The organism is Thermodesulfobacteriota bacterium (assembly GCA_040758155.1).
In the GTDB taxonomy this organism is placed as follows: Bacteria; Desulfobacterota; Deferrimicrobia; order Deferrimicrobiales; family Deferrimicrobiaceae; genus UBA2219.
Genome location: JBFLWB010000197.1, coordinates 1 through 2,776, shown reverse-complemented (window position 1 = coordinate 2,776; position 2,776 = coordinate 1). Strand labels below are relative to the sequence as shown.

Sequence of the window (2,776 nt, the reverse complement as noted above, 5' to 3'; positions counted from 1 at the left end):
GTCCTCGAAGTGCGGGTCCGGCGCGTTCCCGTCGAGGAGAATGAAACGCCCGAGGGGGGCGACGCGGGCGGTTCCGTTTGAGCCGGAAGGTGCGGGGGATGCGTCCATGACGAAGGATCGCCTGAAAAAGCTCCTTGCCGCCGTCGCGGTCGGGAGCCTGTCCGTCGAGGACGCGTTCGAGCGGCTGCGCAATCTTCACTACGAGAGCCTGGGGGACGCCCACGTCGACCACCACCGGGCGATCCGCCAGGGGGTCCCCGAGGTGATCTTCGGCGAGGGGAAGACGGCGGAGCAGATCACGGCGATCGCCCGCACGATGCGGCGCGCGGGGACGGGGGTGCTGATCACCCGCCTCACCGAGGAGAAGATCCGGGCGGTCAAGCGGGCGTTCCGCGGCGCCGTGGTCCACGCGAAGGCGCGCTGCGTCGTCCTTCCGCAGGGGAAGAAGGAGGCGCGGGGAAAAGGGACGGTGCTAGTCGTCACGGCGGGGACCTCCGACGTCCCCGTGGCGGAGGAGGCGGCGGTGACGGCGGAATTCCTCGGCAGCGCCGTGGAGCGGCTCTACGACGTCGGCGTGGCGGGGATCCACCGGCTGCTGCTGCAGGAAGAGCTGCTGCGGAAGGCGCGCGTGATCGTCGTCGCGGCGGGGATGGAAGGGGCGCTGGCGTCGGTGGTGGGGGGGCTCACCGACAAGCCGGTCATCGCGGTGCCCACCAGCGTCGGCTACGGCGCAAGCTTCGGCGGGATCGCCGCCCTCCTCGGCATGCTCAACTCCTGCGCCCCCACGGTGGCCGTCGTCAACATCGACAACGGCTTCGGCGCCGGCGTCCTGGCGTCGGTGATCGACCGGCTATGACGATCCTTTATTTCGACTGCTTCTCCGGCATCGCGGGAGACATGACGGCGGCGGCGCTGCTCTCGCTGACCGGCGCGGAGAAGGAGCTGCGGAAGGCGTTGAAGAGGGTGCCCGTCTCCGGCTACCGCCTCGCGGTGGAGCGCGGGAGCTCCTGCGGGATGGCGGGGACGCGCGTGCACGTGAACCTGTCGAAACATGCCGGCCACGGACGCCGCCTGCCGGACATCGTCGCCCTGCTGCGCTCCTCCTCCCTGCCGAAGGAATCGCTCGACCGGGCGGTCCGCTGCTTCGAGCTGCTGGGAGCGGCCGAGGCGAAGGTCCACGGCGCCTCCATCGACAAGATCCATTTCCATGAAGTCGGCGCGGTCGACGCGATCGTGGACATAGCTTCCTGCTGCTTCCTGTTCGGGCTGCTGGACGTCCGCAGCGCCTACAGCTCCTCCCTGCCGGCCGGCTCCGGCGAGGCGTGGTCCTCCCACGGGAAGCTGCCGGTCCCCGCTCCCGCGACGCTCGAGCTGTTGAAAGGGGCCCCGTGGCGCTTCGGCGAGGGGGAAGGGGAGCTGGTGACGCCGACGGGGGCGGCGCTGCTGCGCGCCTTCGACGTTTCGTTCGATCGTCCGCCCGAGATGACGGTGCGCGCAGTCGGCATCGGGCTGGGGCACCGGGAGGTCCCGGGGCGCCCCAACCTGCTGCGGGTCGTCGCGGGGGAGGCCGTCCCGCCGTCCCCCGGCCGCGACCGGGTCTTAGAGATCGAGGCGAACATCGACGACATGAGCCCGCAGCGGTTCGAGCTGCTGATCGAGCGCTCCTTCGCGGCGGGCGCACTCGACGTGGCCGTCCTGCCGGCGACGATGAAGAAGAACCGCCCCGGCTGGGTGCTTCGGATCCTCGCCCCCGAGGAGCGGCTCGAGTTCGTTTCCGCCGCGGTCTTTTCCGTTTCGACGGCGATCGGCCTGCGGTACCACGCGTGCGGGCGGCTGAAGCTCGACCGCGCGGTCAAGGATGTGGATACGCGCTTCGGGCGCGTGCGGGTGAAGGAAGCGACCCTGCCGGACGGCTCGGTCCGCCCCGTCCCGGAATACGAGGACGTGAAGCGGATCGTGCGGACCGGCGCGGCCTCCTTCGACGAGGTGGCGATCGAGGTGGCGAGGAAGTGGCGAAGGTAAAGGTCGAGTACGCCTGCACGGCGTGCGGGACCACCTCCCCGAAGTGGGTCGGGAAGTGCCCGGGGTGCGGGGAGTGGAACACCTTCGTCGAGGAAGTCTCCGCCCCCGCCCCGAAGCAGCGCGCAGGTCTGCCCGATTTTCCCGCCTCGAAGCCGGTCCCGCTCAACGAAGTCTCGGAAACCGCTGCCGTCCGCACCTCCTGCGGCATCGGCGAGTTCGACCGCGTGACGGGAGGCGGGCTGGTGTCCGCCTCGGCGACGCTGCTGGGCGGCGACCCCGGCATCGGGAAATCCACCATCCTCCTGCAGGCCGCGCGCGGATTGGCCCGGCGTGCCGGGACCGTGCTGTACGTCTCCGGCGAGGAGTCGGAAGCGCAGGTGAAGCTGCGCGCCTCCCGTCTCGGCGTCTCGGAAGCCAACATCTACCTGATGTCGGAAACCTCCCTGGAGCGGATCCTCTCCGCCGCCGCCGAGCTCTCCCCTTCCGTGCTGATCGTCGACTCCATCCAGACGGTGTTCTCCTCCGACCTGCCGGGCGCTCCCGGCTCCGTGGGGCAGGTGCGCGAGTGCGCGGCGCGGCTGGTCTTCTTCGGCAAGAAGGCGGGGATCGCCGTCTTCCTGGTGGGGCACGTGACGAAGGAGGGGGCGATCGCGGGGCCCCGGGTCCTCGAGCACATCGTGGACACGGTCCTCTACTTCGAGGGGGAGAAGGGGCACCCGTACCGGATCCTCAAGGCGGTGAAGAACCGCTTCGG

General features: G+C 70.4%; 3 protein-coding genes. All 3 read left to right on the top strand.

Going from position 1 to position 2,776, the window contains the following annotated elements:
* Window positions 1-106 precede the first annotated feature (106 nt).
* Entirely contained in the window at window positions 107-856 is a 750-nt protein-coding gene (larB, locus tag AB1346_13685) for a nickel pincer cofactor biosynthesis protein LarB (protein ID MEW6721493.1), read from the top strand.
* On the top strand, window positions 853-2,022 hold the full coding sequence (gene larC / locus AB1346_13680; protein ID MEW6721492.1) for a nickel pincer cofactor biosynthesis protein LarC: 1,170 nt from the start codon (window positions 853-855) through the stop codon (window positions 2,020-2,022). The genes larB and larC overlap by 4 nt, the downstream gene beginning before the upstream one ends.
* A partial coding sequence (locus AB1346_13675) for a DNA repair protein RadA (protein ID MEW6721491.1) occupies window positions 2,010-2,776 on the top strand: 767 nt, incomplete at its 3' end. The genes larC and AB1346_13675, both read left to right, overlap by 13 nt.

Excerpts from the sequence above, each read along its gene's own strand:
- larB (MEW6721493.1), top strand. The coding sequence starts at position 107 with ATGACGAAGGATCGCCTGAAAAAGCTCCTTGCCGCCGTCGCGGTCGGG.
- larC (MEW6721492.1), top strand. The coding sequence starts at position 853 with ATGACGATCCTTTATTTCGACTGCTTCTCCGGCATCGCGGGAGACATG.